Annotated in this window: 24 protein-coding genes and 2 pseudogenes; 12 read left to right on the top strand and 14 right to left on the bottom strand. The window is 68.8% G+C overall.

The window, feature by feature from the left end; all coding sequences use genetic code 11:
• Positions 1-165 precede the first annotated feature (165 nt).
• A complete protein-coding gene (locus AB0O15_RS28410) occupies positions 166-807 on the top strand; it encodes a helix-turn-helix domain-containing protein (RefSeq protein ID WP_364324152.1) in 642 nt (213 codons plus the stop codon).
• A gap of 26 nt (positions 808-833) precedes the next feature.
• The gene (locus AB0O15_RS28405; protein WP_364324150.1) at positions 834-1,565 is read left to right on the top strand and encodes an SDR family oxidoreductase; all 732 of its coding nucleotides are present in this window, start codon (positions 834-836) and stop codon (positions 1,563-1,565) included.
• A 15-nt stretch (positions 1,566-1,580) separates the two neighbouring features.
• Here the strand turns inward: AB0O15_RS28405 and AB0O15_RS28400 are convergent, their stop codons facing one another.
• From AB0O15_RS28400 to AB0O15_RS28385, 4 genes are read right to left on the bottom strand one after another with little or no spacing between them, the layout of a single operon-like run.
• Positions 1,581-2,801 (bottom strand): ABC transporter permease, encoded by a 1,221-nt coding sequence (locus tag AB0O15_RS28400; protein ID WP_364324148.1) that lies wholly within the window; start codon positions 2,799-2,801, stop codon positions 1,581-1,583.
• Positions 2,798-3,496: an ABC transporter ATP-binding protein gene (locus AB0O15_RS28395; protein WP_364324146.1), complete on the bottom strand. Its 699-nt coding sequence runs from the start codon at positions 3,494-3,496 to the stop codon at positions 2,798-2,800. The genes AB0O15_RS28400 and AB0O15_RS28395 overlap by 4 nt, the downstream gene beginning before the upstream one ends.
• The gene (locus AB0O15_RS28390; RefSeq protein WP_364324144.1) at positions 3,493-4,542 is read right to left on the bottom strand and encodes a peptidoglycan-binding protein; all 1,050 of its coding nucleotides are present in this window, start codon (positions 4,540-4,542) and stop codon (positions 3,493-3,495) included. Before AB0O15_RS28390 ends, AB0O15_RS28395 begins: the two co-directional genes overlap by 4 nt.
• 20 nt (positions 4,543-4,562) lie before the next feature.
• Positions 4,563-5,084 (bottom strand): hypothetical protein, encoded by a 522-nt coding sequence (locus AB0O15_RS28385; RefSeq protein WP_364324142.1) that lies wholly within the window; start codon positions 5,082-5,084, stop codon positions 4,563-4,565.
• Positions 5,085-5,248: 164 nt separating this feature from the next.
• Between AB0O15_RS28385 and AB0O15_RS28380 the strand changes: the two genes are divergently transcribed.
• From AB0O15_RS28380 to AB0O15_RS28370, 3 genes are all read left to right on the top strand, one after another.
• Positions 5,249-5,917, top strand: coding sequence for a response regulator transcription factor (locus tag AB0O15_RS28380; protein ID WP_364324140.1), 669 nt, complete (start codon positions 5,249-5,251; stop codon positions 5,915-5,917).
• The gene (locus AB0O15_RS28375) at positions 5,911-7,155 is read left to right on the top strand and encodes an ATP-binding protein (RefSeq protein ID WP_364324139.1); all 1,245 of its coding nucleotides are present in this window, start codon (positions 5,911-5,913) and stop codon (positions 7,153-7,155) included. The genes AB0O15_RS28380 and AB0O15_RS28375 overlap by 7 nt, the downstream gene beginning before the upstream one ends.
• A gap of 131 nt (positions 7,156-7,286) precedes the next feature.
• A complete protein-coding gene (locus AB0O15_RS28370) occupies positions 7,287-7,931 on the top strand; it encodes a hypothetical protein (protein WP_364324138.1) in 645 nt (214 codons plus the stop codon).
• A 78-nt stretch (positions 7,932-8,009) separates the two neighbouring features.
• On the opposite strand, the gene AB0O15_RS28365 is transcribed toward AB0O15_RS28370, so the two are convergent.
• The gene (locus tag AB0O15_RS28365) at positions 8,010-8,750 is read right to left on the bottom strand and encodes an AfsR/SARP family transcriptional regulator (RefSeq protein ID WP_364324137.1); all 741 of its coding nucleotides are present in this window, start codon (positions 8,748-8,750) and stop codon (positions 8,010-8,012) included.
• Positions 8,751-9,078: 328 nt separating this feature from the next.
• On the opposite strand from AB0O15_RS28365, the gene AB0O15_RS28360 reads away from it, so the two are divergent.
• On the top strand, positions 9,079-11,571 hold the full coding sequence (locus AB0O15_RS28360; protein WP_364324136.1) for a tetratricopeptide repeat protein: 2,493 nt from the start codon (positions 9,079-9,081) through the stop codon (positions 11,569-11,571).
• A 93-nt stretch (positions 11,572-11,664) separates the two neighbouring features.
• On the opposite strand, the gene AB0O15_RS28355 is transcribed toward AB0O15_RS28360, so the two are convergent.
• Positions 11,665-12,219: a hypothetical protein gene (locus AB0O15_RS28355; RefSeq protein WP_364324135.1), complete on the bottom strand. Its 555-nt coding sequence runs from the start codon at positions 12,217-12,219 to the stop codon at positions 11,665-11,667.
• Between the two features lie 311 nt (positions 12,220-12,530).
• Here AB0O15_RS28355 and AB0O15_RS28350 point away from each other — a divergent pair, with 311 nt between their 5' ends.
• Positions 12,531-12,782: a winged helix-turn-helix domain-containing protein gene (locus AB0O15_RS28350; protein ID WP_364324235.1), complete on the top strand. Its 252-nt coding sequence runs from the start codon at positions 12,531-12,533 to the stop codon at positions 12,780-12,782.
• 311 nt (positions 12,783-13,093) lie between these two features.
• On the opposite strand, the gene AB0O15_RS28345 is transcribed toward AB0O15_RS28350, so the two are convergent.
• Both AB0O15_RS28345 and AB0O15_RS28340 read right to left on the bottom strand, forming a co-directional pair.
• Positions 13,094-13,558, bottom strand: a complete 465-nt coding sequence (locus AB0O15_RS28345; RefSeq protein ID WP_364324134.1) for a hypothetical protein — start codon at positions 13,556-13,558, stop codon at positions 13,094-13,096.
• 62 nt (positions 13,559-13,620) lie between these two features.
• Positions 13,621-14,502, bottom strand: coding sequence for a hypothetical protein (locus AB0O15_RS28340; protein WP_364324132.1), 882 nt, complete (start codon positions 14,500-14,502; stop codon positions 13,621-13,623).
• Between the two features lie 331 nt (positions 14,503-14,833).
• Between AB0O15_RS28340 and AB0O15_RS28335 the strand changes: the two genes are divergently transcribed.
• From AB0O15_RS28335 to AB0O15_RS28325, 3 genes and pseudogenes are all read left to right on the top strand, one after another.
• Entirely contained in the window at positions 14,834-15,832 is a 999-nt protein-coding gene (locus tag AB0O15_RS28335; RefSeq protein ID WP_364324130.1) for a winged helix-turn-helix domain-containing protein, read from the top strand.
• Between the two features lie 241 nt (positions 15,833-16,073).
• Positions 16,074-16,556, top strand: coding sequence for a DUF6650 family protein (locus AB0O15_RS28330; protein ID WP_364324234.1), 483 nt, complete (start codon positions 16,074-16,076; stop codon positions 16,554-16,556).
• A gap of 472 nt (positions 16,557-17,028) precedes the next feature.
• Positions 17,029-17,249 (top strand): annotated as a pseudogene (locus tag AB0O15_RS28325) (IS5/IS1182 family transposase); the annotation flags it as partial.
• A 45-nt stretch (positions 17,250-17,294) separates the two neighbouring features.
• On the opposite strand, the gene AB0O15_RS28320 reads toward AB0O15_RS28325, so the two are convergent.
• A complete protein-coding gene (locus tag AB0O15_RS28320) occupies positions 17,295-17,897 on the bottom strand; it encodes a TetR/AcrR family transcriptional regulator (protein WP_364324128.1) in 603 nt (200 codons plus the stop codon).
• A 141-nt stretch (positions 17,898-18,038) separates the two neighbouring features.
• Between AB0O15_RS28320 and AB0O15_RS28315 the strand changes: the two are divergent.
• Positions 18,039-18,479, top strand: a pseudogene (locus AB0O15_RS28315) (class I adenylate-forming enzyme family protein); the annotation flags it as partial.
• 54 nt (positions 18,480-18,533) lie between these two features.
• Here AB0O15_RS28315 and AB0O15_RS28310 read toward each other — a convergent pair.
• From AB0O15_RS28310 to AB0O15_RS28295, 4 genes are all read right to left on the bottom strand, one after another.
• Positions 18,534-19,403 (bottom strand): hypothetical protein, encoded by an 870-nt coding sequence (locus AB0O15_RS28310; RefSeq protein ID WP_364324126.1) that lies wholly within the window; start codon positions 19,401-19,403, stop codon positions 18,534-18,536.
• Positions 19,400-19,906, bottom strand: coding sequence for a SigE family RNA polymerase sigma factor (locus AB0O15_RS28305; protein WP_364324124.1), 507 nt, complete (start codon positions 19,904-19,906; stop codon positions 19,400-19,402). The genes AB0O15_RS28310 and AB0O15_RS28305 overlap by 4 nt, the downstream gene beginning before the upstream one ends.
• A 577-nt stretch (positions 19,907-20,483) precedes the next feature.
• Complete coding sequence (locus AB0O15_RS28300; protein ID WP_364324233.1) at positions 20,484-20,642, bottom strand: helix-turn-helix domain-containing protein; 159 nt, start codon at positions 20,640-20,642, stop codon at positions 20,484-20,486.
• Positions 20,643-20,645: 3 nt separating this feature from the next.
• Entirely contained in the window at positions 20,646-21,407 is a 762-nt protein-coding gene (locus AB0O15_RS28295) for an AraC family transcriptional regulator (RefSeq protein WP_364324121.1), read from the bottom strand.
• 71 nt (positions 21,408-21,478) lie between these two features.
• On the opposite strand from AB0O15_RS28295, the gene AB0O15_RS28290 reads away from it, so the two are divergent.
• Positions 21,479-22,495, top strand: a complete 1,017-nt coding sequence (locus AB0O15_RS28290) for an NADP-dependent oxidoreductase (RefSeq protein WP_364324119.1) — start codon at positions 21,479-21,481, stop codon at positions 22,493-22,495.
• A 540-nt stretch (positions 22,496-23,035) separates the two neighbouring features.
• Here AB0O15_RS28290 and AB0O15_RS28285 read toward each other — a convergent pair.
• Positions 23,036-24,022: an amidohydrolase family protein gene (locus AB0O15_RS28285; protein ID WP_364324117.1), complete on the bottom strand. Its 987-nt coding sequence runs from the start codon at positions 24,020-24,022 to the stop codon at positions 23,036-23,038.
• Between the last annotated feature and the right edge of the window lie 130 nt (positions 24,023-24,152).

Genomic DNA, 24,152 nt, shown 5'->3' with positions numbered 1-24,152 from the left:
ACATGCCAGCCAGCCCAGCCCGAGCAGTGACCGACGGCGAGATCCTGGCGACCCGGAGATCTGGTGTGACGTCCGGTGAGTTCGGACCAGCGACGTCGGCCACATCACCAAAACCACTGAAACGGATACGGACGCTCCGTATCCGCTTGTGCTAGCGTTGGGGTCGTGAACATCGATGCACCGCGAGTGCACGCCCCACGCGCAGACGCCGAACGCAACCGCGTCCGCATCCTCGACGCTGCGGCGAGCGTGTTCGCCGAGCACGGGGTGGGCGCCACGCTCAACGACGTGGCCCGGGCGGCGGGCGTCGGGATCGGCACGGTCTACCGCAAGTTCCCCGACAAGGACGCGGTGCTCGACGCTCTGTTCGACGTGAAGGTCGACAACCTGCTCCGCCTGGCTACCGAGGCCACGCGGGAGCCGGACGCCGGGGCCGCGTTTCGCGGCTTCCTGCTCGGCGTCATCGAGGCACGTGCGAACGACCGCGGGCTTGGTGCCGTCATCATGCGCGGCGAGAACTCGGCCGCGGAACTGGGCCGGCGGCTCGCGCCGACGGTCGAGCCGCTGATCACCCGCGCCCGCGCGGCCGGCGAACTCCGCGAGGGGTTCACCGGCCAGGACGTGTGCATCCTGTCACTCATGGTCGGAGCGGTCGCCGATAACACGCGGGACGTCGATCCCCGCGCCTGGCACCGCTACGCCCAACTCGTCATCGACGGGACCCGGCCCTCGGCTGCGGCCGAGCGCCTCTCACCGGATTCCCTGCCCTTCCGTGACGCCGCGGCCGTGCTCGGCCGGGCCCGCTGACCGACCCACTTCCTCAAGGAGAATCGATGGACATCAACGGATCAGTCGTGCTTGTAACCGGGGCATCGTCCGGCATCGGAGCCGCCACCGCGCGGGCCGCCTCGCGCGCCGGCGCCAGGGTGGTGCTGGTGGCGCGCCGGGAGGAGCGCATCACCGAGCTCGCCGCCGAACTCGGCGAGGCCCTGCCGGTGCGCGCCGACGTCACTGATCGCAGCCAGGTCGAGACGGCCGTGCGTGCCGCCGTGGACGCGTACGGGCGGATCGACATGCTGGTGAACAACGCCGGACAGGGGTTGCACCTGCCCGTCGAGGAGATCAACCCCGACGACTTCCGCGCCCTGCTCGACCTCAACCTCGTCGCGCCGCTGATGGTCATGCAGGCGGTCGTCCCGGTCATGCGCAAGCAAGGCGCCGGCAGCATCGTCAACGTAAGCTCCGGCATCACCTTCGGGGCGCTGCCCGGCTCGGGGGCCTACGCCGGGTCCAAGGCGGGCCTGGCCAAGCTTTCCGAGGTGGCGCGGGCAGAATTGGCCGGCGACGGCATCGCGGTCTCCACCATGTATCCGTTCATTACGGCCACCGAGTTCCTCGGCTCGATGCGCGACGGTCACGAATCCGCATCGCGCCTGGAGTCCAGCCACGCACCCCAGCCGCAACACCCCGATCTGGTCGCGGGGGCCATCCTCGACCTGATCCGTACCGGCGCCGAGCGCGCCGACCTGGTCCCCGAACGGTTCGGCGGCTCCTACCGGGACTGACCTCAGTGGGGTTGGTCAGCCGGCGGTCAGCGCTTCCGTTGGGGGGAGGCGTCCGGCGCGCATGGCCGGATAGAGGCCGGCGATGGCGCCGATCGCGATCGAGGCGGTGACGCCGCCGGCGATCCCGGTTGCCGGGATGACCGTCGGCCAGCCCTGGAACGTGGCGTAGACGGTGACACCGGCGAGGCCGATCGCGGCGCCGGCCAGGCCGCCGAGTACGGAGAGCGCGACTGCCTCGGTGAGGAACTGGAGCAGGATCTGGCGTCGCCGGGCGCCGAGAGCCCGCCGTAGGCCGATCTCCTGGCGGCGTTCCAGCACCGAAATAATCATGGTGTTGGCGACGCCGACGCCGCCGACCAGCAGGGATACCGCGCCCAGTCCGATCAGGAGGCTGTTGAAGGTGTTCTTGGCGGCCAGTTGCGCGGTGAGCGCGTCCGACGGCCGGCTCACCTTCACCGCGCTCGGATCTTGCGGGTTGGCCGTCCGCGCCAGAACTGCTCGCACCCCCTCCACGGATTCGTCGTCGGAACGGGTGTAGACGCGGGTCGGGTGGCCGTCGAATCCGAGGCGGCCGGTTGCGACGTCCCAGCCGACCAGGGCGGAGGTATTGATCTCCGGGGCCAGGTCGAGCGGTTCCAGGATGCCGACCACGGTGAACCACTGGCCGGAGATGAACACCTGCCGTCCCGGCTCGGCGCCCAGCAACCGGGCGCTCGTCGAGCCCAGGACGACGGCCGGGTACCGCGCGGTTGCCTGGTTCAGCCAAGTTCCGCCGGCCAGCTTGCCGCCGAGGGTGTCCAGCAGATCCAGGCGGGCGGCGGCGACTTCGATGCCCTGCGACTCGCGCGGGTCGATCTTGCTGGTACGCCGTACGGTTGCGCCCTTGACGATTCCGGTCGCGGTGGCCGATCGGACGGGGGGGATCCGCTTGACCATGTCGACGACCTCGTCGGGCAGCGGGGGGTTCTGGCCGACCAGGTTCTGTCCCGGTTCGACCGTCAGCAGGTTGGTGCCGAGGCTGGCGATCTTGTCCAGGAGCTGAGCCTGGCTGGCGGCGCCGACGCCCAGCACAGCGACCATCGCGGCGATCCCGATCGCGATGCCCAGGCCGGACAGGATCGCGCGCAGTGGCCGGCCGCGCAGTCCGAGCAGCCCGACGCCGATGAGGTCGCTGGTGCGCAGCCGGGCCGTGCGAGGCAGCGGCGGCGCAGACGTGGTGGCGCTGGGCGGGCTCATACGGCGCCGACCCTCGTACTGCGGTCGGAGCGGATCTCACCGTCGAGGATCTCCACCTGACGGTCGAACGCGGCGGCGATGCCGTTGTCATGGGTGATCACCGTGATCGTGGTGCCCTCACTGTGCAACTCGTGCAACAACTCGATGATGGTGTCGCCGGAGCGGGAGTCCAGCGCACCGGTGGGCTCGTCGGCGAGCACGATGGCCGGCCGGGCCACCAGCGCGCGGGCGATCGCCACCCGCTGACGTTCGCCGCCGGAGAGCTCCTGCGGGCGGTGTTCCAGCCGGTGGCCGAGGCCGACTCGTTCCAGCGCCGTGGCCGCCTCGCGCAGCCGTTTCCTGCGGGCGATGCCGTGATAGAAGAGCCCGTTGGCGACGTTCTGAACGGCCGTCAGGTGGGCGGTGAGGTAGAACTGCTGAAAGACGAAGCCGATCCACTTCGCGCGTACCGCCGACAGTTGGACGTCGTCGAGGCCGGCGACATCGTGCCCGAGGATGCGCACCGTCCCGCTGGTCGGGCGGTCCAGCGTGCCCATCAGCTGCAACATGGTGGACTTCCCCGATCCGGAGGGCCCGACGATCGCGGTCAGCTCGTCCGGCCAGATCCGCAGTGAGGCGTCGTGGAGCGCGCGTACGCCGCCGGGATAGGACTTGGTGACCCGATCCAGTTCGATGACCGGAGGTGCTTCTGTCATGTTGACGGCACCGTCACTTTCATGCCCGCCGTCAGCCCGTTGCCCTTGATCTCGACCTGACCGTCGGCGAACGCGCCGAGCTCGACCACGACGATCCGCTTCGCGCCGTCGCCGCCGACGGCCTGCACTCCGAAGCCACCCTCGGCCAGTGCCAGCAAGGCGTTGACCGGCACGGCGAGGACCCCTTTGTGTACGGTTCCCCGGAAGTCGACCGTGACCGGCGCACCGTCCAGGGCGCCGGTCACCGCGGGATCGTCCAACGCGATGACGACGGGCAAGGTGGGGGTTTTGTCGCCACCTTCGTCATCGCCCGAGGGCACCTTGGCCGTCGTACCGACCGTGACGACCTTTCCGCTCGCGTTCTTACCGTCCGGCAATCCCACGGTGACCTTGCTGCCTCGGACCGCCAGAGCCGACTTGGTGGCCGGCAGGTCGACAGTGACCTGCTTCCGGACACCGGTCGCGGTGAGGACCTCACCGGCCGCGCGCGTACCTATCTTAGCTTTGACCTCGGCCACCCGGATGGCGCCGGGGAGGACGACCACGTCGCCGACCTTGACCCGGCCGGTGCGTTCGGCGCCGCGAGCCTTCTGCCATTTCCGCACCGCCGCCGCCGTGGCGGCGGTGAACTCGTCGTCCACGTTCAGGCCACCCCCGTAGCCCAGCTTCCGCAGGTTCTGCTCGAGAATCCGGACGTCCGGACCGTCGGCGGCACCGTGGTACAACTCCCGCCAGAACGGCAGCTTTCCATACAGCAACGGCACCGGCTGGTTGTCGCCGTCGTACACATGCTGTCCTCGGGTGATGGTGTCACCCGGCTGCGGAAGCCAGGTCACGATCGAGGTCCGGTCGGTCTCGACGGAGACCGTCCCCGCGTAGCCGAGGGTTCCGTCGATCTGCTGGGTCTCCACCAGATCGGTCTTCACGACCGGCGTGGTCAGATCCTGGCCGGCCGCGACCTGCTCGCTCCCGCGGTCGTCGCGGGTGAGGATCACCACGGACCCGGCGATCACAGCGGCGGTCACCGCCACGGCGACCACCGCCACCGATACCTTCGTTCGCTTCCTCACTTGCTGCCGTCCACCGGGACCTGCTGCGAGCACTTCTGGAACGCGGCCTCCATCTCCGGGGTGTTCTCGGGCATCTTCATCCCCTGACCAGGAACCGGGTCGGGCCAGTCCACGCCCTGCTCACGCATGCATTTGGCGAACTTGAGCCGCTGCTCGTCCTGCTTAGGATCGTTCGGCTTGGCTCCGGTGCTGCCGCCCTGAACGGTCTCGTACTGCTTGCACTTGGCCAGCGCCGCCGTGAGAGCCGGACTGTCGGCCGGCAAGTCCGGTCCCGTTCCGGGTTGCGGGTCCTTGACGTCGATCCCGTTGTCCCGCAGACACTTCGTCCACTGCGCGGGATCGATGGTGCCCGCCGACGCGCTCGGGGCGGCCGCGGCAGTCGCCCCGCCGCCGGTGGGGATCCCGTCCTTCGACCCTCCGGAGTCACCACAACCGGTGAGCGCGCAGCTCACGGTCAGTAGTAGTCCGAGCGCGGCCGTCCGGATCAGGGGCCGGCGGTGCGATGTCACGTTGCGCATAATCTACTCCTCGGGTCGTGCTCGACCGGCAACCGCCGGCACGACCGAAGTTCTACGGCGTCGGGTGTTTCACCGGCGTTTCACCGTGCTCGTCCAGCCGTTGTTATGTCGGTGAAACACCACCGGAGCTAAGGTCGACGCGAGACACGCACCCGGAGGTGGCCATGCGCGTGCTTGTGGTGGAGGACGAGAAGCTCCTCGCCGGTTACATCGCCGAAGGGTTACGTGACCGGGCGATGTCGGTCGACGTCGCCCACGACGGCAGCACTGCACTGGACAAGCTCGTCACCGACTGTTACGACGTGGTCGTTCTCGACCGGGACCTGCCCGGTACGCACGGCGACGAGGTCTGCCGACGCATCATGGAAACCGGCGGACGCGCCCGTGTGCTGATGCTCACCGCGCTCGCCGAGGTGACTGAGCGTGTTTCCGGTTTGCGGCTCGGCGCCGACGACTACCTCGGCAAACCGTTCGACTTCGACGAGCTCGTCGCCCGCCTCGACGCGCTCGGCCGTCGTTCCCAACCGGCCGTACCTCCGGTGCTGCGCCACGAGGACATCACGCTCGACTCGGCTCAGCGACGTGTCACACGCGCCGGCCGCCCGGTGCCACTGTCGAACAAGGAATTCGGTGTGCTGGCCGCCTTGCTGGCCGCGAACGGCACGATCCTCAGCGCCGAGGAGCTGCTGCGTACGGTGTGGGACGAACACGCGGATCCGTTCACCAATGCCGTACGGGTGACCATGTCCCGGTTACGGGCGAAGCTCGGCGAACCTTCGATCATCGACACTCTGCCCGGCGTCGGCTACCGGATGGCCGGCCCGGCATGCTGAACCGGCTCACGCTGCGCTGGCGGCTCACCCTCATGCACACCGGCGTCTTCGTAATCGTGGCCGCCGCGGTGGTGACCATGGTCTTCGTCCAGAACCGCATCGTGATCACGAGGGTCGGCAAGCTCTCCGAGCGCGACCGCGAGGTCCTGCAATCAGCGCCGACGGCCCCCAGTCCCGGTGTGGAAACCGGCACGACCAGTCCGTCCGGGAAGCCCCCGACTTTATCCATCCTGGACTCGATCCTCGTGCAGCGCGACGATGCGATCGGCACCATCCTGACCCAGTGGATCGTGGCATTCGCGGTGCTGACCGTCATCGTCGGGCTTCTGGCCTGGTGGGTCACCGGGCGGGTGTTGAATCGGGTCCATGCGATGACCACTCAGGCACGCCGCATCTCCGTCGCCAACCTGCACGAACGGATCGCCGTGCACGGCCCGGCCGACGAACTCCGGGAACTCTCCGACACCTTCAATGACCTGCTGACCCGGATCGACGACGCCTTCAGCGCACAGGCACGGTTCATCGCCAACGCTTCGCATGAGCTGCGCACTCCGCTGGCCGTGGCCCGTACGACGTTGCAGATCGGGCTGGCGACCACCGATCCGAGCAGGGTCCGGCGCGTTCGTGACGAGCTGCTCCGCAACAACGACCGGTGCACCGCGCTGATCAACGGCCTGCTCACCCTGGCCCGCGGGGAACAGGGCCGGCGCGGGCGGGAGAAGGTGGAGTTCGGCGACGTCGTCCGCCAGACCGCCCTGGAAGCGGCAACAGACCACCGAACCGGCCCGGCCGGGCTGCGGCTCGACGTGCCCGGCCGCTGCACGGTCACCGGCGACCGGCTGCTGCTCGCCCAACTCGTCCGCAACCTGATGGACAACGCCCTGCGATACAACGTGCCCGGCGGTGAAGTGCTCGTACGGCTCACGTCGAACGGGCACCTGACGATCAGCAACACCGGTCCGGCGATCAGCGACGGCGAAGCCATGCGACTGTTCGAACCGTTCTACCGGGGGGCCCAACGCACCGGGCAGACCGACGGCGCGGGACTCGGGCTGTCGATCGTGCGCGCCGTCGCCACGGCCTGCGGTGGCATCGCCACCGCCACTCCACGAGACGGCGGCGGCCTGGTCGTCGAGGTATACCTCCCGCCCACGACAGAGCCACACCTCCCCGACTCGCTGGCCCTCGCGTCAAGCTCTCGGGCGGCCCGAGTCGAACGGGAAGAGCAGCACAGTTAGTACTCCATGGAACTGAGTGTCGGATAGCGGCGCCGCGCATCGAGTTTTCGTCAAAGAATTTGCCATATCGGACCGCCAGGCTGGACGGGCGCAGGCATTCTTCTGCGTCGGTTATCACCAGGAGGTTCGAAGTGCGCATCTCATCATCCCGGATACTGCGGGTTCTCAGCGTCGTCGCCGGCATCACCCTGATCGGCGGCGCCGTGGCGGCCACCCCGGTCAGCGCCGCGCCGGCCAAGCCAGGCGCGGCGGGCGCCATGAGCGGCCACTGCGTGATCAAGCTGAGGCCGGGCCTCAACAAGGCGCCGGCGCTGAGTTGCTTCGGCACGTTCACCGAAGCCCTCAGCTACGCCAGCGGCGGCGCGGTGACCGACGCCCCGGCCAAGGCCACCTCGTCCAAGGCGCTGACCGCGAAGATCGAGGCGGCCAACACCGCGGCTCTGAACCCGGCGGCCGCGCAGGCGGCGCCATTGGTCATCGGCGTCGAGTACTCCGAACCGAACTTCGCCGGCTGGACGCTGACCATGTCCGGGTCGGTCAGCTGCACGGGGCAGACCACCGACGTCGACTACTCGCTCGACCTACCGTCGGTCGCCTGGGACCAGATCTCGTCCTTCACGAACTTCAACATCTGTTTCACCGACCACTACTTCCTGCAGAACTTCGCCCTGCCGCGCACCGGGTTCCAGAGAACCCTGCCCATCGTTTCCTCGATGAACATCGGTGGCGGCCCGTTCAACGGCGACAACAACACCCGTTCCATCACCTGGAGTTAGACCCGCGTCATCGTTCGGCCGGCGTAGTCCTCAGTTGTTGCGCCGGCCGTGAGTCGGTCAAGGACCAAAGGGGCCGACTCAGTGGAGGAGTTGGGAGTGCAGGCGGCGGAGCGAGGCGCCGGGGTCAACGCCGAGTTGGTCGGCCAGGTCAGCGCGGATCCGGTTGAAGGTGGCCAAGGCGTCGGCGTGCCGCTCGGACCGGTGCAGGCTCACCATGAGCAGGCCGGCCAACACCTCGTCCAGCGGGTATTCGCCGACCGCGGCGGACAGCTCGCCGAGCACCTCGGCATGCCGGCCCAGCCGAAGCTCGGCACCGAACCAGCCGCTCAGCGCCGTGAGCCGCTCCTGGCGCAGGCCGGCCTGGGTGCGCTCGGCCCAGCTCCCGCGCAACCCACATAGAGGCTCGCCCTGCCACAGCCGGAGCGCCTGCCGGTACAGCCGCACGGCGTCGGCGTCTCGGCCATTGTCCGTGGCCAGCCGGGCCGCAGCCAGAACGAGCCGGGCCTGGTGCAGGTCGACACGGGTCGGGTCGACCTCCAGGGCGTAGCTTGTGGCGGTACGCGCGATCACCGCCAGCCCGGGGCAATGTGTGCGCAGCAGCCGCCGCAGCCGCGCCACGTACGTGTACAAGCTGCTATGGGCCGCACGCGGCGGCTCGCTGCCCCAGATCCGCTCGATCAGCCTGCCCAGCGGCACCGGCCGTCCCTGAGCCAGCACCAGCGCGGCGACCAGAGTAAGTTGTTTCGGCGTGCCGAGCGGAACCCTACGCCCGTCCCACCACATTTCCACTGGCCCCAGAACGCAGATTTCCAGGTTCATGTGCTTCCCCCGCATTGGTACGGAATCTCGATGGTCGCGACCTTCAAGGCAGCCGCCCCGGTAGCCGTCGGCTCGACGGATCCGAGAGGGCAATAAGTGCGGTTAAGTTGGTGCACAGTGCCGACCGCGGTTCCGCCGTCGACTGTCCGGTGCGGAAAGCTCACGTGACAGGATCCCGGATGAATCCGTACGCGGGCCGTGTTGCTCGGGCTCAGCGACGGGCCAGGGCCGGAGGTCGGAAGTGTCTCGATCCGGACACCCCGTCAGCGGTCAATGTCCGTAGCTTGGAACCCTGCCGGAGACACAGACCCGGTTCGGGAGGTGGGCAATGCCGCCGATGCAGGGGCTGGTCGACACGTTCGCGGCGTTGCCCGACCCTGGGCAGGCCGGCACCCTCGACGCGCTGGTCGAGCGGCTGCGGTTGTTGAAGCTCTGGGCCGGTGACCCGTCGTACGAGCGGATCAAGGACCGCGTCAACACGGCCTGGTCCGCAGCGGGCCGCCCCGCCGGTGACCTGGCGCGCAAGACCACCGTGGCGGACTGCTTCCGGCCCGGTCGGCGGCGGTTGAACCCCGACCTGGTTGTCGCGGTGGTGCAGGCTTTGCACCCAGATGCCGGCTACGTGACACAGTGGCGCCAAGCGCTGCAAGTGATCGGCGGGCGCAGCGAGGCAGCCTCGCAGGTTCGGGTCCAGGACCGGCTGCCACCGGATCTGGCCGGGTTCACCGGCCGCGTCGCCGAGTTGGACCTGCTCCGGCAGGCGCTGCACCACGGTCAGCGGGAGGGCGGCGCGGTGGTGATCTCCGCGATCGCCGGGATGGCCGGGGTCGGCAAGACCCAGCTCGCCATCCACGCCGGACACCTCCTGACCCAGGAGAAGGTCGTCGACCGGGTGTTGTTCGTGAACCTGCGCGGCTTCCACCCCGACCCGGCCCAGCCGCCGGCCGACCCCGGCGCCGTACTGGACGGCTTCCTGCGCCTGCTCGGTGTGCCGGGTCAGCAGATCCCGCACGACCTGCCCGCCCGCACCGCGGCCTACCGCCGCCGCCTGGCCGGCACCCGCACCCTGGTGGTGCTGGACAACGCCGCCACCGCCGACCAGGTGCGCCCCCTGCTGCCCGGCACAGCGGGCTGTCCGGCGCTGGTCACCAGCCGACGCGACCTGGCCACGCTGTGCCCCTCGGCGCACCTGACGGTGAACGTGTTCACCCCCGACGACGCCCTGGCCTTCTTGACCCGGGCCGCAGCCGGGGTTCCCGTCGGAGCGGACCCGGGCGCCGCGGCCCGGATCGCCCGACGCTGCGGCCATCTGCCCCTGGCACTCGGGCTGGTCGCCGCGCACATCCGCGGGACGCCCGGCTGGACCTTGACCGACCGCGCCGACCGGCTCGACGAACGCCACTATCAGCGACGGCTGGACACCGGCGTCGAACTCGCCCTCGGCCTGTCCTACCAACAGCTACCCACCGACCTGCAACGCGTACTGCGCCTGCTGTCGTTGCACCCCGGCCAGGACCTCGACGCCTACGCCGCCGCCGCTCTGGCCGACACCGACCTGCCCACCGCCGAGGCCCGCCTCCACCACCTACGCCGGGATCATCTGCTGCAAGAGGCCGCCCCCGGCCGGTACACCCTCCACGACCTGGTCCGCGCCTACGCCGCCGGCCGGGCCGGCGACGAAGACCCCCCATCCGACCGCCGCGCCGCCCTGACCCGCCTGTTCGACTTCTACCTCCACACCGCCCACGCCGGCGACCGACTGCTGTACCCGCACCGCGATCCGGTCGCGCTCGCTCCGGCGCGCGCCGGAATGGTGGTGACGCCGCTGACCGACGCCGGCGCGGCCATGGCGTGGTTCACGGCCGAGCACGCGGTCCTGCTCGCGGTCGCCGAGCAAGCCGCGGCCGCCGAGGGACTCGACCAGCACACCGCCGGGCTGGCCTGGACTCTGACGAACTTCCTCAACCTGCGCGGGCACTGGCAGGACCAGATCACCGTGCAGAGCCGCGCCCTCGCCGCCGCCCGCCGCCTCGGCGACCGGTCCGGGCAGGCGCACATCCACCGCAACCTCGGCCGCTCCCACGACATGATGAGCCGCCCCGACGACAGCCGAACGCACTTCAGCGCCGCCCTGGCGCTGTTCGCCGAGCTCGACGACCAGGTAGGCACGGCCACGACCCACGTCAACCTGGCCCGACAGTACGAGCGACAGGGCCGCTACCCCGAGGCGCTCAGCCACGACCAGCACGCGCTCGCCCTGTTCCAGGCCGCCGGGGACCAGCCCGGCGAGGCCAGGGCACTCAACAACGTCGGCTACGTGCACACCCTGCTCGGCAAGTACCCACAGGCACTCACCTACAGCCAACAAGCCCTCAACCTGCACCAGAGCATCGGCAATCGCCATGGCGAGGCCACCACCTGGGACAGCATCGGCTATGTGCACCACCGGCTCGGCCAGCAGGAAGCGGCGATCGACTGCTACCGGCACGCCCTCACGCTGTACACCGAGACCGGTGACCGCCCCAACGAGGCGCAGGCCCTCACCAACCTCGGCGACGCCCATGAGAGCGCCGGCGACCACGGCGACGCCCACGACGCCTGGCGAGCCGCCCTGGACATCCTCGACGAGCTGGGCCACGCCGACGCCGACCTGCTCCGCGCCCGGCTGCCCGACTCACGAATCAGCCTCGACGAGCCGGACCATCGCGATGCGGTGGCCGGACTGGGAACGATGGTTGATGATCTGCCCGCCCGAGTACCCGCCGTACACGCTGGGTCGCCACCCGGCCGCGAGTACCGAATGGCGCCAGGACCTGCATGATGCCGAACTCGACGACCCGAAGCGGATCGATCCAGCGTTTCCGCCGTGGGCCTTGCGGGCCGCGGACGGCCGCGACGCGGCGCTCATCTTCTGTTACTCAGCGGCTCCCATACGGTTGTCGGCCGTCTCTGTGGCTTGCAGCCTTCGTAGCATCTCCATGTCGCTGATGTCCTTCTGCCGCCACGGCCGGCCGTGGCGCAGGTGCGGGAACTGCTCCTTCATCGCGAGCATGCCGGAAACACTCATGGCCAGGACCGGCATGCCGTCGAGCGTCACGGGTTCGTTGCCAAAGGATCCTGGCGGAAACAGCCAGTCAGAAAACCTCCCGAGGGGCTGGTCGAATGATCCGTCCGGCCGCCGGTCGATGTAGGCGGTGCTGAAAGAGGTTCCGTCCAGGATGAACTCACAGGCTTCTTCTGGAGGCTGAGTCGGCAAAGCCGTGCCCCCAATCCCCTCGATCAGCGCCTTTGATTGCTCGGCGTGGATGCGTTCGACCCAGAACTCCACGTCGCCGTGCTCTCGGGTGATGCGACCGATCCTTGCGTCGAGTCCCCAGCCGCCAAACAGCCACGCCGGGATGCCTTCCGCCTGCAAGACCGTGATGACCTCGCGGATGACACGCAACTGCCCCCTGGACTTCGAATCCATGGATTGATCCTGTCATGCAGCGGACGGCCCACCCACATGCTCCGGAGCGAGTGGGTCGTGATGGTGATCGATCTACTTCGAGTTGTTCATATCGGTTTCCGCTCGCCGCCCTTCTCGATCATGCCTCTGAGAACGCCGTTCGCCGCCCGAAGGCTGAGCGCCCCTCGCAGGCGGCTGTTACGCGACGATGGGGTTCTGCAGGCACCACGTCTGGTCGGGGGTGCTCCCGTGCGACCACATGATGACGGGCGCTCCGTTGGCCGTGCTGCGTCCCTCCACGCTGAGAAGGGCCGGACGCCGCCGCGGGGCCGCTGTCCGCCCTGCTGGGGCCGACCCGGGCCGCGGTGCTGCACCTGCTGGCCGCCCCGCACTGCACCGGCGAGGTCGCCGAGCGTCTGGGCCTGGCCGCCGGCACGGCGTCACACCATCTGACGACGCTGCGCGACGCCGGGCCGGCGACCACGGAACGCGCCGGCCGCCGGTTGCTCTACCAGCGCACCCGGCTCGGCGATCAGCTCGCCGACGGGGACGGGACGGAGTATTCGTCCGCAACGGCCTTGTAGCCGGACCTGCTGTAGCCCGACAACGCCGCCTTCGCGTCGCGTCCACGATGTCACGGAAAGGATGCTTCGGGACCCGCCCCGGCTCCTTGATCAGCGGAAGCGTCGGCTCGATGATCGCCAACGGGCCCACATCCCGGACCTGCCACGACTACCGGAATCACCGCGGACACGCCGTCCGACAGCCCTCAGAAACACTCACTCAGGTGGCAAACGACAACCGTTGAACCGGTGTCGACAGCCGCCGAGACAGCCAACCCTGCAAGCGGCACGGGCGCCGCCGACGAGATAGTCGGCGGCGCCTTCAGAGTGGATCAGGTGCCGCACTGGCGGCTGGTCCACTTGAAGCCCGCGATCTCGTTGTTCGTCGCCTTGCCCTTGCCGTCGGCCGGACCCCACGAGAAGTAGCGGACCCTCAGGTCATTCCAGTAGTCGCCCGGCGCGATGCAGGCGTACGCCCCGCCGTACCACTGGTGGTAGTACAGGTTGGCGTAGTTGCCGTTTGCGCTGTTGTTCTTCACCGACGAGGCTCGGTTGCGGAAGTTGCCGCAGTTGTTCTCCCAGTTGTCGTCCGAGTTGAACCACCGGCAATTCGCAGTGGTCGGATTGTCCGCGCCGTCGATGGCGTCCCAGGCATAGAAGTAGCCGTCGCCCTGCGCCGTGAAGCCGCTCGGCGCAGAGGGTCCTGCGACCGGCTCTGCCTGGGCCGCAGTCGGCAGCCCCGTCAAGAGTGCGAGACCGAGGGTGGCCCCGGCCAGCAGACTGATAACTCGTCTCATCAGATCCCCCATATCGTCGGTGGTGCACCGTGGACGGTCGCCACGGAGTCTTCGCCGCCCGGTCAGCCCGCCAGGATGACGGCGTTGGCGCGCGGCAGGGCGTCGTGTCGCAGCCGTCGCCGGTCGGCGAGGTCGGCGGCGTACCGCTGGTTGATCTCTTCTGCGTGCTGCCGGTCGAGCTCGCGCACCGTCGCGGCCAGGCCGGTCCGACCGGCGCAGGTCGCCTCGGCGACAGCGAGGGCCGTCTCCTTCGGTCGCGGCATCGGCGGGTCCGCCGACAGCACCGCGTCGCGCGCCTCGCCCGGCGAGTCGTACGCATGGCCGGCGTGCGCCAGGCAACGGCTCCAGCCGGCGACCGCCCGCTGGTATCGGGCGTCGGCGAGCACGAGCCCGATACGTTCCGGGGCCAGGTTCTCGGTCACCCGTGACACCCGGTACCAGGTCGGCAGGTCGGCGTAGAGGGCCCGTTGCGCCTCCGAGGTGCAGCTGATCGAGCTCCGTCGGGTGGTGATACCGGACGGGAGCACGGCACTGAGGTCGGTGTGCGGGTCGGACACGCCGTTGAGCGCGGCCAGCGCCGCCGCCCGGGCCGATGGGGTCATGCCGTTCAGGCGTACGGTGTTGGGTTCCGCCCGGATGGCCGCCTCACGCTCGCGCAGCAGGTCAGTGCCGTAGCCGTGCCGTCCTGCCCATCCGACGTTGTCGATGACGTACGGAAAGTCGCGGTCCTCGGCCCGTTGGGTGTGCGAAACGATGGTGTACGCGAAACCGTGCCGCCGCATGCAATCGCGGATCAGGAACTGCTCGGCCCGATCGAGCACATCGGACTCGTCCGCGGCGAGGTCCCGCACGACCGCCGCCGGCGCGGGGCCCGTCGTTTCCTGCCGGCCGGCTTGCACGGGTAGCTCGGTCGCCAGCCAGGTCAAGAGGCTCAAGAAGCTCAACAGCAAGACCATTACGCAGGCCGGCCGGCGCACCCGGCCGCCGATGCATTTCCGCTCGATCATCGGGGCTTTCTCCTCATCGTCGCGGCCCCCGTGGCCTCGGCTTCCGCAGAGGCGGGCGCGATGTCGTTCGTGGACAGCCAAGGGCAAGACAGCATGGTCATCACGACGGCGTCAAAGATCGTTCCGATCGGAATTGCTTGACGTCGATATGCTCGCGGTGAGATGTCCTCGGGCGGTAGGGCTTTCAGCCCTGCTGGAATAGCCCTGGTCAGAGCGTTGGGGTCGACGCGCGAGGGGCATCGACGCTGTTCGCATTTCGGGGGCCGACATGTACCGACTGCACTTCACGGCCGAGGATCTGGCCCGCACGCGCATCACGGCGGGGGCCGGACCGTTCGCCGAGACTGTCATGGCCGCCGAGCGGCTCCGGCAGCGCTTGCCCACCTCGGAGTTCCGCGCGTGGCGCGCACACGTGAACGGCCACTTGGGCCAGCGAACCCGTGTTCTGGCCAACGTGTTTCCTCGTGACGCCAACGGCATCGACTTCGGCGCTCTGGTCGGGCCGTTGACGAGCTTCGAGGAGGGACTCGACCGCCTGCTGGGCGTACCGCCGGCATCCTTCCGGGCTGAGCTGTCGTGGCACAACCGGCGCCACCGACTGACCACATGGTCGAAGTCGCTGGCGGACGCCGACCCGCGTCCGCGGCGCGAACTCGTCGAAGCCCTTGCCTCGCTGCACGATGCGGCAGTCCGGCCCTACTGGGCACACATCGACGCCCGGATACGCGCAGACCGTGCGGCGCGCGCGCTCGAGATCGTCGAGGCGGGGCTGGAACATCTCTTCGCGACACTGTGCCCGGCGCACATCAGGTGGCGGCACCCCATCCTGGAGGTAGACACACCCCTCGGCTGTGACGCCGACGTGCATCTCGGCGGGCGCGGGCTGGTCCTGACACCGTCGGTCTTCACCGGATCGCTGCCCTTCCTCAGCTTCGACCTGGCGAATGCGGATGCCCCGGCGAACCTGGCCTACCCGGTCCTCACGGATCTGGTGACAGCCCGCCGGCTCTGGACCGTCGACCGGCCCGCCGACCCTCTCGCAGCCCTGCTCGGCCGCACGCGCAGTGTGATCCTGGACCGGATCGCCGACGGATGCGGCACCGTCGAACTCGCCCGCCGCGTCGGCATCTCCTCCGCGAGCGTCAGCCACCACACCGCCGTGCTGCGCAACAACGGCCTGATCAGCACCCGCCGGGACGGTGCGAGCGTCATCCACACCGTAACCAGTCTCGGCGCGGCACTGCTCGACTCGGACCAAGCCCGTTGATCCGGACATCGACACCACCAGGCACCCGCGCGGCTCCCCGGCGACATATCGTTCGCTCTTCTGCCGATGAAAGTGCATGCCAGCTGTGAAACTCAGCTTTGATCTCCAAGACTGCCCCAGCGCGTACCTGCGCAGCTAGAATAGCCGCCAGGATTGTCACTCATCTCTATTGAAACCAGACCACCCAAGCCGGGAAAACATCCTGGCTACTCCGAATTCCAACTGGAGCTCTTAGGTGAAAATGCGATTCGAACCTACCAGTATATCCATTCCAGGCGTAATTGGGTTCGGCTGGAAGCGGCAACCAAGTGACAAAAAGATCGCCAAGAAGCTATTTATATTCCTTGAGCGGCGCCGCGTTCTGACAGGCCATCCCAGGCGCTCGGTCGACGACTTGCCTGGCATTACGCGGTCAGTGATCAAGATAGCTGACCGCCTTACCGAGACCCTAGAAAACGACGATCCAGGCGATGACCTCGAACGTTCGGTAAGAAGAATGAGATCCGACTCACTGACTTTTCTCGATCAGGCTGGCATCGACGGTAAGAACTTCCGTGATGAGATCGACGTGGCACACCGCCTTGGGGAGTATCACGCACGACTTGGAGAGCAACTGGCCGCACTAGCGATCCATCATGATGTGGAGTTCGAGGACGCGCTGGCCCACATCATGCCCTCGGAGAGCGTGGAATGGATGCCGAAAATGATCTCACTGGAGGATTGAAGAGTTCTCACAAGCCACTCGTCTGCCGCTGACCGCGCGGAGCGGCCCGCGGGCTTCTTGGCGGGGACATCGTCCTGCGCGAGTGGGCCGAAGCCGATATACCCAGATGCGAGCATAAAGCTTGAACGACGACGAACCACACCAGTCCCGCCAACGGCATCGATACCAGCAGAACAACTGCCGTCACCACGCCAAGCGGGAGAGCTGGCCGTGCGAACGTGACGCGAGGAGCCCGCGCGTCCGACGCGGGAGTCGGCTCAGCCATTGTCAGCCTTAAGGTGGTACGCGACGTTCGTGAGAACCGTCTCTTGTTCCCTGTGCGTCAGGGGCAGCTGCCCTAAGAGCAGTCGGTTGTGGTCGCCGGGCGAGGCGATCGCCGGCCAATCCGATCCGAGCAGGAATCGATCGAGCCCGATCTGTCGCATGTGGTCGACGAGACGGTGCGAAAGCCATTGGCCGATCAGGGTGTCCGCGTCTTCCCTCGAGTAGTCGGCCGACGTGCTGGCGGCGGACCAAGCGGTGCACCGACGCCGGCGTGTTCGACGACCTGCATCGGATCCTGCTGGCGCAGCTGAACGCGGCAAAGAGCTCGACTGGTCGCGAGCGGTGATCGACGGCAGCCACATCGACGCGAAATGGGGTCCCGGAACAGGCCCATCGCCGGTCGACCGCGCTAAACCGGGCTCCAAGCACCGCTCGATGGTTCCGGCATTCGACGATGCGCCTACCGGATCTCCATCATTTCTTGTCGCGAGCGTCCAGAATCTGCTTGAACTGTCCGGCGTCCATGCCTGGATGAACGCTTGGGAACGGCGCTGCGCGCAGTCCCGCGAGATGGATGTCGAGAAAACGCTCCCAGGCCTCGGGGGCAACGGAACCGCTCACGGCGACGACACCACGTACTCCCCAGATCAGGATCTGAAGGTCGCCCTTCGTGGCGCTGTCGTTGATCGTGCGATGCGTCTTCGCCTGGGTCAGAAGTTGGTCGAACAGGCTGTCGAGTTGCTCGCCCACGCCCGGGCCCAGGTCGCTGATGAAGCGGTCGGAATAGCCGAGGTGGTCGATCAAAGACCTGCTGAGCAGGCGGAGAAATTCCTCCAGACCGGTCCCGTCTCCTCGCGCGAGGGCCTCCTGCGCAGCTGCTACGAGGCCCTCGTACATCGTGTTCACCAACCGGCTGAGCAGAAGGTCCTTGTTCGGGAAATGCCGGTACACGGTGCCGACGCCGACGCCCGCACGGCTGGCGACAACGTCCATGCCGACATCGGTTCCCAGCTCGGAGAACACCTCATGGGCGCTCCTCAGGATCAGCTCCTGGTTGCGGGCCGCGTCTCGGCGCACGAGGACTCCTTTCCCGGCACGCCGGGGGTTTCCGGTATCAGAAGCGCGGCCGCGGCGGCCAACGCTGTCCACTCGCCGGATTCCTGGATTCGTCGCTACGTCGATCTGGGCATCTGGCGAGACCGGACCCCGTAGGACGACCTGGCACAGTGGGCGGCCGAGACGCCCGACGCCACTGCCGTCAGCGCCTGGCGAGAAGGCGCGCCGGTCCACCACGTCACGTATCGGCAGCAGGAGGTGGACCGGTACGCGCGGGTCCTGCACGCACGCGGCATCGGCGACGGGGACGTCGTCGCGCTGTGGCTGCCGAACCGGTTCGAGGTCCTCGCGCTGCTGCTGGCGTGCTGGAAGGTCGGCGCGATCACGGCACCGATCTCCCCGACCGTCGGCCGGCGCGAGGTGGGACGGATCCTGGACCGCCTCGACGCCGCTGTCTGCGTGACGTCGGAAGACCTCGCCACCGGGCTACCCGCGCTGCGACTCCAGTTGAGCCTGGCCGACTTCGAGCAAGATGCTCCGGACGTGCGGTTCGCCGGTGTGAATCCCGATCAGGCCCGGATCGTGCTCTTCACCTCCGGGACGACAGGCGAGCCCAAGGGCGCCGCGCACACCCTGAACACGGCCATCACCGGAGTGTCAGGCCCACAACCGGACGAGTTCGTGTTTGAACTGGGCGAGTGTGAACGATGTGCCCTCGGCCGGATCGAGTCGCAGGGAGTACGTCGCGTCGCCCGCCTGCCACCACACCGTCCAGGACTGGGCACCGCTGCCGGTAATCGTGCCTCGGTAGGGGCCAAGATCCACGCTGTCCACGGGAACACGCTTCCGCACCGACTCGGTGGGCTGCGCCCGCAGCAACAGTGCGGCGCCATCCGGACCGTTGAGCGCTTGGCTCCAGCTCGATTCGCTGGCCGGCCACACCGTGCTGACGGGCGACCACGGGCCATTCGCCCGGAGTCTGGGCAGGTACCGCTCGAAGTAGGTCGGGTGCGTGCGCAGGCCCACCGCATCCAGTAGCGTGCGCTGACCCAGCGGCGCGGGCAGTTTCACCACGATCGGGACGGCGTGGCCGCCAGTCGAGCAGTCATCCGTGGGGACGGCGCGGCCGACAACCTCGATCGTGAGCCGCGCGGCGTCCTGAGCGGCGATCCTGGCCCGCGGGCGATCAAGCCGCTCGCACCGTTTCGCGCTGGCGTACACCGTGATTGTGGTGTCGTCGCGCGCGACCATCGCGGAGAACCAAGGCAATCCAGGAGTGGACGACGCGCTGGGTGACGGGGTGCGCCCGACCGGCAATTGCGGGTCCGGCTCGACGAGCATCCGCGCCCCGAGCGAGTACCCACCGGCAAGCACGACGATGACGGCGGCTGCGGCGACAGCAACGAACGCCTGTCGGCGGCGGCGCACCCGTCCACGGATGGCCGCGAGCGGGGGCGCCAGGTATCCCGCCGGCACGTCGGTGGTCGCGACGTCGAGCAGTTCCGTGAGCTTGCGGTCCGTACTCATCGTGGTACCTCCTCGGTAAGTAGCCCGCGCAGGGATGCATCGTCGCGCAGCGTGGCCAAGGCCCGTGCGGTGTAGGACTTGACCGTGCCGACGCTGATGTTCAGCGCCCGCGCGGTGGCGACCTCAGTCAGATCGGCGTGGAATCGCAACATGACCACGGCGCGCTGCTGTCGAGGGAGCACGAGCAGCGCGCGCCGCATCGCCTCCTGTAACTCGACCCGTCCATGAGCGTCCTGGCCCGGTCCGTGCGGGCCGTCCGGCAGCGGGTCCGTCGGGATCTCGTTACGCGCCTTCCGGCGCCACCACGTGAGATAGGTCGTCGCCAACATGGTGCGCAGGTACGCGTCGGGCGCCCCGTCTCGCAACCGCGGCCACCGCCCGTAAGCCCTGGCCAGGACCGTCTGCACCAGGTCTTCCGCCCGATGCCAGTCGCCCGTCAGTACCCAGGCAGATCGCAGCAGCCGTGGCCAAGCCACCGCGACATATGCTTCGAAGTCCTCCACACCGCCTCCTCCTGCTGCCTGATCAACAACACGTACGACGCAAATGGTTGCCACCCGGCGCGACCCGCCATACCGGCACGATCGATAGACCGGACATCTGATCATGAGCAGATACGCGCTACCAGCAAACACCGGTGCACCCAGTGCACGTAGGCGCGATCGCCGCCTCTCGGTAACCAGGGCGGGCGGTTGGCAGCAGGATCACGGACACCTCGGCGGCCCGTCCGGTGATGTGACACAGAAGTGGCCGAGTCGCCCTCGCAGAGGTGGCGGTTTCCCGCGGGTGGCGGCGGGCGGATCATCTGCTTTGTAGCAGAGAGTACGGGCTTCATGTCGCAAATGGACAGCAGTACATTTCCTGATCTCAGCCCGCGTCGGCCTTGTATCTGGCGGAGCGCGCCGAGCAATCCCGGGATGGCCGGGCCGGAGCAGGTCGTCGAAGCGCCGGTGGGGTTCGTCCTCCCGTTACTGGCGCTCGTGCTTGCTGCCTATGGGGATGACGTTAGGCGTGATGTCGAGTGAACCAGATCCGGACCGAGTTCCGGTGACCTCGGAGCAGGGACTGTGCGCCGTTTGCTCAGCTCGGGCGGTGCATCGTCCGGTAACGGCCGGGCGGGGCGCCATGAGACCGGGTGAAGGCGCGGCTGAACGCCGGCGTGGAGTTGTAGCCGACGGCTACCGCGATGGATTCGACGGGCTGGTCGGTGGTCCTCAGGCGGCTGGCGGCGAGGTCCAGCCGCTATTGGGTGAGGTAGGCGGCGGGTGCCATGCCGACAGCCGCGGGAAAGCGGCGGGTGAGGGTCGACCGTGAGGCGGCGATCGTGGCAGCGAGGGTCTCGGTGGTCCATTGGCGGGCAGGGTCGGCATGCAGGTGCTGCAATGCGCGATGGACGACCGGGTCGCCCATCATGCCGAGCCAGGTGCCTCGGCGTTCGCCGGCATGAGCAGGTAGCCAAGCGCGCAGCACCTGGATCAGGACGATGTCGACAAGGGACGCGAGCACCGCCGTGGTAGCAAACTGCGGATGGGCGAGTTCGCGGCCGAGCATCCGTACGGTGTCGTCGAGGCCGTCCGCGCCGGTGCTGCCCCGGACGTGCATCAGCTCGGGCAGGGCGAACAGGAGTTGGGTCCGTACGGTGCGGTCGCAGTCATAGGCGATGGTGATGATCCTGGTGTCCGGGGCACTGACCCCGAACCGGACCGCCTCACCGGTCCGCCGCGACCGGGCCAGCTCGGCCGGATCACATGCTGTCACCGGCGAACCGGGCGCGTCACCCAGCACGTAAGGGACTCCCGCCGCGAGCAGCACGACATCACCGGCGCACAGCCGCAGCGGCGAATGCCCTGCCCGCGTAAGCCAGGCCTCGCCCGCGGTGATGGCGTGCAGACCCGCAGCCGAGCCGTCCTCGCCGGCGACGGCCCACCGCCCGCCGGCCTCGACGCATGCGCCGAGCGTGCCTCGAACCCCGGCCACCCTGAGCACATCACTCACCACATCCATGACGCACAAGGTTAACCATCGGACGCAGGGAAGCATCGACTGAGTCATGTCGCGGTCCGTACGGTTTGGCCATGATCAACGAGGCATTGCGAGCCCCGGACACCGCCGAGCATCGGCACGATCGGCGTCACCGGATGAGGGCTCTGCAGTTCGACCGGTTCGGCCCTCCCGACGTCATCGTGCTCCGCGACCTCCCTATGCCCGAACCGGGCCCCGGCCAGATCCGGATCGCGGTACGGGCCTGCGGCCTGAATCCCGCCGACTGGGCGAACGTCGCCGGCCTGTTCGCCGACCAACTGCCGCCACCGCCGCGCGGTCTCGGGCTCGAGGTCTCCGGCGTTGTCGACGCGATCGGCGAGGGCGTCACCGGCGTCGAGATCGGTGATCGGGTGTTCGGGCCGGCGCCCTACGACGGCCCGACGGCCGGCGCCGCCGAACACGCGCTGATGGCCACGTGGGCGCGTCTTCCCGCCGGCGTCACCGACGAACAGGCCGCCGCGTTGCCGATGGCCGCCGACACTGCGTTGCACGCCCTCGACGACCTCGGCGTCCAGCCGGGTGAACTGCTGCTCGTCCACGGCGCTGGCTCCGCCGTCGGCGAGGCGGCGGTGCGCCTCGCTCTGCACCGCGGCGTCCGGGTGATCGCCACAGCCGGATCGGCCAAGGCCGCCGCCTTGCGGGAGGCCGGCGCTACCGTGACTCACTACGGCGAAGGTATGAGCGAGCGGGTGACCGCCCTGGCCGCCGGCGGCATCGACCGGGCTCTGGACGCCACCCCGACCGGGGGCCGCGCCGACCGCCCCGGCCAGGCCAGTCCGGCCGGAGGTTCACTGCCGATCCTGATCGAGCTGACCGGCAACCCCGACTTGGTCCTGACCATCTCGGACTTCGCCGCCGCCGCTGAACTCGGCACCCGGACCACTCACATCGACATGCGCTACGACCTGCTGAACGAGATCGCCCGGCTGGCCGGCAACGGCGTCCTGACCGTCACGATCGCCCGGACCTTCACGCTCGAGGCCATCCAGGAGGCCGCCGAACTCAGCGCATCCGGGCGGCCCGGCGGCAAACTCATCCTGCGCCCGTAACCGATCTTCCGATGCCGGTCCTCGTGGGCCCTGCGGGCGGCACCGAACCTCGCCCGGGGAGACCCGATCGCTTTCCAGTAACATCTCGTCGGCCTTCTCGATGTTAGTGAGGTGCGCGCCGGCACGCTCGCCCAGATTCAACAGAGGGTCCTGCAAGACGGCGCGGTCGAGGACGGCCATGAGGGCGGAGGCCTCGGCATAGTCGGTTACCGCGACGGCGGCCGGGCACCCCTCGCCGGGACAGCAACACGCGCGGTCCGCTGCCCCGGAACCAGAGAATCAGGAAAAGACCATCGCGTCCGGCGGCGCGCCGACCGGCAGAACCACGCGGCCCGCCCGATCGTGCTCCACCGGAAGTCCGCGGCCATGATGCGGAACTGGCCGCCACGCGCCCCGAGTCCGGCAACGCGGGTCGCCTGAGCCGGGACTAGCGGGACCGGGGTGCGGCAGAGGCGCGGGCGCGGGGCGTCCGATCTGGAGAGAGGACAGGCGCGCCCAACAAACGAGAGAATCGCTCGATCGGCTCAGACCCGCTGTGGGTCAGAGGTGGTCGTTGTAGAAGCCGGCCAGGCGTTCGACCGCGGCGTCGACGTACTCCGGCACGTCGTACATCTCGTAGTGACGGGCTTCCTTGATGACCGTGCGGTCGATGCGGTTGGAGGCCAGATCCCAAAGTCGCTCGGCGGAGGAGTCGAAGCCGGTGCCGTCGAGGTTCTCGGCCAGGACTAGCTGCAGCGGCTGGGTCATCAGCTGGTCGACCAGGTGGAACGCGTCGAAGCCGATGAGCAGGGTGTCGCCGCGGGTGAGGCGGCGGTTGGTCGAGTGCTCGTTGTGGCCGCGGTCGGTGCGGTAGTAGCGGAGCGCCTGCACCACGTCGGCCCACCGCCCGGCCTCAAGGGCGCCGATGTCGCCCCGGCCCAGGGCCTCGGCGCCGCCGCGGGTGGCCAGCAGCAACGCGTCCGCCGCCGCCATGGCGGCCGGGTCGCGGCCGGTCACCCGGGCTAGGAGAGCGGCGGTGCGCGCCTCGTCGAGCAGGTCGAGGCGGTCGTTGCTCGCCGGGCCGTCGATGCCGAGCCCGATGGGTACGCCCGCCGCCCGCAGTGCCGGGAGTCGCATGACACCGGAGCCCAGCTTCGCGTTGGACGACGGGCAGTGTGCGACCGCCACCCCGGCGTCGGCGAGCAGGCCGATGTCGGCGTCCGACAGGTGCACGGCGTGGGCGGCCAGGAGCCGGGACCGCAGCAGCCCAACCGACTCGAGCAGCGCGGGCACCGAACCGAGCTCCGCACGCTGTGCCCGGTCCTCCTCCTCGGTCTCCGCCACGTGGATGTGGACCAGAGCGACGCGCGCCTGCGCCTGCTCACCGACCGCGCGGAGCGCCTCGCGGCGGCAGCACATAGGCCGAGTGCGGTCCGTACGCGAGCTCGATGCGATCGCCCGGCCCGAGTCGCGCAACACCGTGCACGAGACATCGCAGGGGATGACGATCGGGGCGGGGAGCCGGACCGGAGCGCGTTCTTCTCTCATCGGCCCCTTGCCGACCATGCGCCAAGACGGCGATGCCTCGGCGGCGTGATCAACGAGTATCACCGAGCAGCCTGACCCGATCTTCGGAATGCGAGGTCTCGACCACGAACGGGGTTTGGTGCGATACAAG

The sequence above is a fragment of the Actinoplanes sp. NPDC089786 genome (assembly GCF_040684855.1).
In the GTDB taxonomy this organism is placed as follows: Bacteria; Actinomycetota; Actinomycetes; order Mycobacteriales; family Micromonosporaceae; genus Actinoplanes.
The sequence above is the reverse complement of the archived record's forward strand: the minus strand, read 5'-3'. Positions and strand labels throughout refer to the sequence as shown.